Here is a 7280-nt window from a genome sequence, read left to right as displayed (position 1 = left end):
TATAACCCGTCAAATTCTAGTTTCAGGTAACGTCGTTAGTGAGGAAGAATTGCCAGCTGAAATTAGTCTCCCAGCTCGTACTCGCCGTATTGAATATGGGACAAAAGAGCGTGAACCAATGACAAGTATTCCTCATAGTTACCCAACAGAAACGCCCCAACCTGAAGCTGAGATAAAAGAGCTTCGTCGCGTAGAGCCGATTCCATTTGACGAGGAACGTATCCCAAATGCTAATCGTTATGTTGATGAAGCACCAGTTGTCTTAGAAGAGGGAGTGGCAGGAGAACGTGTTATTATAACCCGTCAAATTCTAGTTTCAGGTAACGTCGTTAGTGAGGAAGAATTGCCAGCTGAAATTAGTCTCCCAGCTCGTACTCGCCGTATTGAATATGGGACAAAAGAGCGTGAACCAATGACAAGTGTTCCCCTCACTTACCCAACAGAAATGCCCGATCCTGAAGCCGAGATAAAAGAGTTTCGTCGCGTAGAGCCGATTCCATTTGACGAGGAACGTGTACCAAATGCTAATCGTTATGTTGATGAAGCACCAGTTGTCTTAGAAGAGGGAGTGTCAGGAGAACGCGTTATTATAACCCGTCAAATTCTAGTTTCAGGTAACGTCGTTAGTGAGGAAGAATTGCCTGCGGAAATTAGCAAGTCTGCGAGTACCCGCCGTGTTGAGTATGGCACCAAAGAGCGTGAGCAGACCAGTGTTCCAAGTACTTATCCAACATCAGCGCCCCAGCCTGAAGCTGAGATAAAAGAGCTTCGTCGCGTAGAGCCAATACCATTTGACGAGGAACGTGTCCCTAATGCTAATCGCTATGTTGATGAAGCACCAGTTGTCTTAGAAGAGGGAGTGGCAGGAGAACGCGTTATTATAACCCGTCAAATTCTAGTTTCAGGTAACGTCGTTAGTGAGGAAGAATTGCCATCTGAAATTAGTCTCCCAGCTCGTACTCGCCGTATTGAATATGGGACAAAAGAGCGCGAACCAATGACAAGTGTTCCTCATACTTACCCAACCTCAGCGCCCCAGCCTGAAGCCGAGATAAAAGAGCTTCGTCGCGTAGAGCCGATTCCATTTGACGAGGAACGTGTCCTCAATGCTAATCGCTATGTTGATGAAGCGCCAGTTGTCTTAGAAGAGGGATCGGCAGGAGAGCGCGTTATTATAACCCGTCAAATTCTAGTTTCAGGTGACATCGTTAGTGAGGAAGAATTGTCATCTGAAATCAGTCTTCCCGCTCGTAATCGCCGTATTGCATACGGAACTAAAGAACGTATCAATACGTTCGATTTTGGAGCACACGGTGATGTGAAATTGGTTCGAGTAGATGGTAAGGATGTTGACCTTACTAGCTCAGATCCAGCTACTGCCTATCGCTTGCAGACGACCAATGTATATGCTCTAAATGATGCTCTAAAAATAGATAGCATTAACCTTGTGGATGGCAAGTATCGTGTGACATTTACCGATTATCACTATGACGTTGAGGTGGATAGATTGGGGAAACCAATCGTTTCAACGGCTCCTATTTCGATGACACCCCTCTATCATAACCTATATGCTTTAGCGCCTTATTACTCCAAGCAAGAGATAGATAAGTATGCGAAAAAAACAGATTTATCAGGCTTATTCAGGGAAACCAAGATTAGTCGTATCCACTGGATGCGTGATGGTTCATTATTGAATAACAACTACGAGTCTGCGAATGCTGTTTTACTGGTCTTTGAAAATGGTCAAACAGAAACCTTGTCACTGGAAACACACCAGTCCCCTCAAAGTGCCTTTTCTTTATTTGAAACCGAAAATGGTTTGCCGGTCATGGTCAGTCGTCCAAGTGATGGAAATGGCGATTTAGTAGAACGTTTGTCCCCTGTATTTAACAGTTTAACCTACGGGAAAAAGAATAAATCTTTTAAATCAACGGATTATATTGATTTTTATTTGGAAGGGGCTTTTGAATCAGTTAAGGCGAATCACAAAGAGTGGCTCCGTGTATTGCTTGAGAATACTGCCAAGCAAGCAAATCAAGAATATTTGTATCAAAAAATTGTGTCCAACAAGGATAGATTGATGATGGCGATGGCGTATTTACAGCGTTGGTATAATTTTGATCTTGGTAAGGGAAATATTGCTGCGAATAGTTGGCAAAGCTTATCGCTTGGACAGGATGCTCTTGAATTCTTATTAACACTTGGAAAGAAATCAGAAAACCTTTATGCATCACAGACGGCTGAGACGTATAAAAAAGTTTTTGCACCATTGACTAAGCAAGCTAACCTACATGATTTCTTAGACTATAATCGTAAAGTCTTTTTACCAGAGGAAACAACAAACAACTGGTTCAAAACAACAACTAAAGCTTATATTTCTGAACAAGCTCCTAAGAGTATTCCTCATGTACTTGAGACATTTGAACGCTTGAATAACAGGGAATTTGAGAAGATGTACCTGCCTTTGTTAACGTTGCCTGAACGTTCTGTCTATCTGATACCAACCCATACGACCTTAAGTTTGGGTAGCATTAGTGGCTATGTGTCTGATCTCAACAATGCACAGGCGATGGCTGACTTTACGAAGTTGGTGGATCGTAATGCGCGTGCCCATCGTGACCATATTGATTTCTGGTATAGAATATCTAGTGATAAGGTTAAGGATAGGTTGATCAATAATACGGTAAAAGTCAGAGATGCTCATCTCATCAATGGCCGATGGTATGATGAAAGCCCTGCGGCTCGTGATTTCTTCAAGCCGATAGGAGATTTCCATAACCCTAATGGTTTTGGAGCTGATGCGCTATCGGATGGTAAGGATCTCACTTTCTATCGTCTACTCTTAGATAAGACTGGTTTTGAAAGTGGCTCTATCTGGACGCATGAGTTGGTTCACGCTTTGGAAGATAGTATCTATCTGGATGGTCATGGCATACGCGTCACAGTAGGTCAGGAAAACTATGCTGAAGGTTTGTTCCAATCTTTACGAGGAACGACAAGAGATGCGATTGTCTGGAATACCTATGCGACACTTGATGAGTCAGATAGTACCTTTAAGCATGTCAATGCCTCTCCAGAACGTTTCCGAAATGCACAGGATTTACAAACTTATACAAAACGAATGCTGGATGTTTTATACTTGCTTGACTATGCCGAAGCTAAGGCAATTTTAGAATTACCACTTTATCAAAAAGAACACCTCTTGAAAAAGATGACTTTAGTGGCAGATAACCAAGATAAGCAGGCACTTATCCCGTCTAAGATTGACCAAATCGTTGATTTTGATTACAGTGATTTGAAAAAAATAACGACTTGGGAGGATTTGGTCACAGCGAATGCCGTTGTTAATCGTTTCCCATTCAATGATCGAGTTGGTCTACGTCAAGGTCCTAGTGCAGGACGTAACGCCTATCATCGTATTCCACTGTACACACCGATGTTTGGTTTATCAGAAAATAGTGAAGGAGCTTCAGGTGGTTACACCTTCAGACGAACTGCTTTTGAACTTCTTGCATATAAAGGTTTCTTAGAAGGTATGGTACCTTATATATCCAACCAATACTCTGATGAGGCTACCCATGATAAGGTTCCCTTGTCAGACACCTACATTGTCAAGAAAGTTTTCCAGGATGATAGCTTTAAGACCTTGACCGATTTCAAGCTGGCTATGTTTAAAGAGCGGATTGACAAACTTGAACGTTTAAAATCAGTGAAAAATAGCAAGGTAGCAGCGACGAATGCCAATGACATTTTAGATCTCTTTAAGAAAGCCTATCAAGAAGATATGAAAAATCCTTCAGGTAATGCTGTTCATAGACTTCGTTCAAATCTTTATCAGGCTTATTTTGATAGGACAGATGGATTTAACTCAGCAATTTTTGAGGAGTAATCAACTGTTTTATCACAGTCCTCTTTGTTGCTTTGATGATTGTAGTATTTTTTGCAATGCATTCTAACAGAGATATGAAAAAGTCTTAGGTAAGTAATTCATAAATATTAGACAGCTTTGTTAAATTGTGTTACAATATTTGATGAAAGAGGTTTTCTTTATGATTATGCCTAGCGAATCTGGAAGGGTGAAAGCCAGATGATAGTCTTTAGAAAATGGCGCTTTTAGAATACAATTAAATCAACAACGAAGTAATAAATTAGGGTGGAACCGCGTTTTGACGCCCCTATATCTGTCAGATATAGGAGCAAAAGCGTGGTTCTTTTTCATATCCTTGACAGGTTTTAACTCAGCTATTGCTTGGTTTGGTGATTTGAGCAAGCGTCACCATAGATTATATTAAAAGGAGCAACTATGTCTAACAAATTGACTTTCCAAGAGATTATTCTCACCTTACAACAATACTGGAATGAACAAGGCTGTATGTTAATGCAGGCTTACGATACAGAAAAAGGTGCAGGTACCATGAGTCCTTATACTTTTCTACGTGCCATTGGTCCTGAGCCATGGAATGCAGCTTATGTAGAACCTAGCCGTCGTCCAGCAGATGGTCGTTACGGTGAAAATCCAAACCGCCTTTACCAACATCATCAATTCCAAGTGGTTATGAAACCATCGCCAAGTAACATCCAAGAACTTTATCTTAAGTCTCTTGAGGTACTTGGTATCAATCCTCTAGAACATGACATCCGTTTTGTTGAGGATAACTGGGAAAACCCATCAACGGGTTCAGCAGGACTTGGTTGGGAAGTATGGCTTGACGGGATGGAAGTGACACAGTTTACTTACTTCCAACAGGTTGGTGGTTTGGCAACAAGTCCAGTCACCGCTGAAATCACTTATGGTCTTGAGCGTTTAGCATCTTACATCCAAGAAGTAGAATCTGTCTATGATATTGAATGGTCTAGGGGTGTTAAATATGGTGAAATCTTTACCCAACCTGAATATGAGCATTCAAAATACAGTTTTGAAGTGAGTGACCAAGACATGCTTCTAGCTAATTTTGAAACGTTTGAAGCAGAAGCTAAACGTTGTTTGGATGAGTCTTTGGTTCACCCTGCCTTTGACTATGTGTTGAAATGTTCACACACCTTTAACTTGCTAGACGCCCGTGGTGCTGTTTCGGTGACAGAACGTGCAGGCTACATCGCTCGCATTCGTAATCTTGCGCGAGTGGTTGCCAAAACATTCGTAGCAGAACGTAAGCGCCTTGGCTATCCACTTTTGGATGAGGCAAAACGTCAGCTCTTGTTGGTAGAAGAAGACTAGTTTGAACTGAAAGAGGAGATAGAGATGACAAAAAATTTACTTGTAGAATTGGGCTTGGAAGAAATGCCTGCTTACTTGGTCACACGCAGTATGGAACAACTGCGTGACAAAATGGTGGTCTTTTTGACGGATAATCGTTTGGCGTTTGAGGCGATTGAAATGTTTTCAACCCCTCGTCGTTTGGCTGTTCGTGTCGTTGGTTTGGCTGAAAAACAAGAGGATTTAACAGAAGATTTTAAGGGTCCTGCTAAGAAAATCGCTCTTGATGATGACGGTAACTTTACTAAGGCTGCCGAAGGATTTGTACGTGGTAAGGGCTTAACAACAGCAGATATCACCTTCCGTGAGATAAAGGGTGAGGAGTATGTTTATGTGACCAAGCATGAGACAGGCCGCTCAGCAGAAGAAGTACTTGTTGGCATCCCAGGAGTTTTAAACTCGCTTAATTTTCCTGTAAGCATGCATTGGGCTGATAACCGTTTTGAATACATCCGTCCTGTTCATACCTTGGTTGTCTTATTAGATGATAAGGCATTGGCAATGGACTTCCTTGACATCACATCGGGTCGTATCAGCCGTGGACATCGTTTTTTAGGGACTGAAACAGAGATTGCTAGTGCAGATAGCTATGAAGATGATTTGCGTGCTCAGTTTGTCCTAACAGATGCCAATGAGCGCGAAAACCTTATTGTTGAGCAAATTCGTGCCATCGAGGAGAAAGAGGGCGTTCAGGTTGAAATTGACGAAGACTTGCTTAACGAGGTTCTCAACCTTGTCGAGTACCCGACAGCCTTCATGGGAGCTTTTGACGCTAAATATTTAGAGGTTCCAGAAGAAGTTCTAGTGACGTCAATGAAGAACCATCAACGTTACTTCGTTGTTCGTGATAAGGCAGGTAAGCTCTTGCCAAACTTTGTGTCAGTACGTAACGGTAACGACTACCACATCGAAAATGTTGTCAAAGGTAATGAAAAAGTTCTTGTTGCTCGTTTGGAAGACGGGGAGTTTTTCTGGACAGAAGATCAGAAGCTGAACATTGCTGATTTGGTTGAAAAGTTGAAAAATGTGACCTTCCATGAAAAAATTGGCTCTCTCTATGAGCATATGGACAGAACCAAAGCTTTGGCTTTGTTATTGACAGAATGGGCTGATTTATCAACTGAAGAGATTGCTGACTTGACACGTGCTAGCGAGATTTACAAATTTGACCTGTTAACTGGTATGGTTGGTGAATTTGATGAATTACAAGGCTTGATGGGTGAAAAATATGCCCTCCTTGCAGGTGAGTCAGCGGGTGTGGCAACGGCTATCCGTGAACACTATATGCCAACAAGTGCTGAAGGAGACTTGCCAGATACTAAGGTTGGAGCAGTGCTTGCTATCGCTGATAAGTTAGATACGATTTTGTCATTCTTTACAGTGGGGCTTATTCCATCAGGGTCTAATGACCCTTATGCCCTTCGTCGTGCAACGCAAGGAATTGTGCGTATCCTTGATAAGTTTGGTTGGGATATTTCCTTAGATGTTTTGCTTGACAAGGCTTACAGCTTAGAATTAGCGAGTTTGACTTACGCTGAAAAAGAAGAAGTCATGGCTTTCTTCACTGCTCGTATTGAGAAAATGATTGATAAAAAAGTGTCTAAAGATATCATTACAGCAACTCTCGCTAGCGATACCTTTGTTGTACGTGATTTGATTGAAATTGCTCACGCCTTGCATGATAAGGCTAAAGAGGAAGGGTTCAAATCAGCTGTTGAAAGCTTGGCACGTGTGGCAAACTTGGCAGAAAAAGCTGATAGTGACGTCGTTGATGAGGCACGTTTTGAGAACGCACAGGAAAAAGCCCTTCATGACGCTATTTTATCGTTAAAACTTGACCAGTCTATTGATGAAAACCTATCAGAACTATTTGCCCTTAGCCCTGTGATTGCTGATTTCTTTGACAATACGATGGTTATGGTTGATGATGCCGAGTTAAAAGCCAACCGTTTAGCCTTGTTAGCGAGATTAACGGCTAAAGCTCGTCGTTTCGCAGCTTTCAACCAAATCAACACCAAATAGG

The 7280-nt window shown here is 41.8% G+C and carries 3 protein-coding genes; all 3 read left to right on the top strand.

Annotated features, from left to right (window positions below):
• Window positions 1–3889 (top strand): ZmpA/ZmpB/ZmpC family metallo-endopeptidase (locus tag ACVRZH_RS02705; RefSeq protein ID WP_447453791.1); only part of this gene is annotated, 3889 nt, incomplete at its 5' end.
• Window positions 3890–4303: 414 nt separating this feature from the next.
• Window positions 4304–5218 (top strand): glycine--tRNA ligase subunit alpha, encoded by a 915-nt coding sequence (gene glyQ / locus ACVRZH_RS02700; protein WP_447453790.1) that lies wholly within the window; start codon window positions 4304–4306, stop codon window positions 5216–5218.
• Between the two features lie 24 nt (window positions 5219–5242).
• Window positions 5243–7279 carry a glycine--tRNA ligase subunit beta gene (gene glyS, locus ACVRZH_RS02695; protein ID WP_447453789.1) on the top strand — a complete coding sequence of 679 codons (2037 nt, stop codon included), beginning with the start codon at window positions 5243–5245 and terminating at the stop codon, window positions 7277–7279.
• The last annotated feature ends 1 nt before the right edge of the window (window position 7280 follow it).

It is taken from the genome of Streptococcus fryi (assembly GCF_053206505.1).
This window is presented reverse-complemented; position numbering and strand designations above follow the sequence as displayed.

Excerpts from the sequence above, each read along its gene's own strand:
- glyQ (WP_447453790.1), top strand. The coding sequence starts at position 4,304 with ATGTCTAACAAATTGACTTTCCAAGAGATTATTCTCACCTTACAACAA.
- glyS (WP_447453789.1), top strand. The coding sequence starts at position 5,243 with ATGACAAAAAATTTACTTGTAGAATTGGGCTTGGAAGAAATGCCTGCT.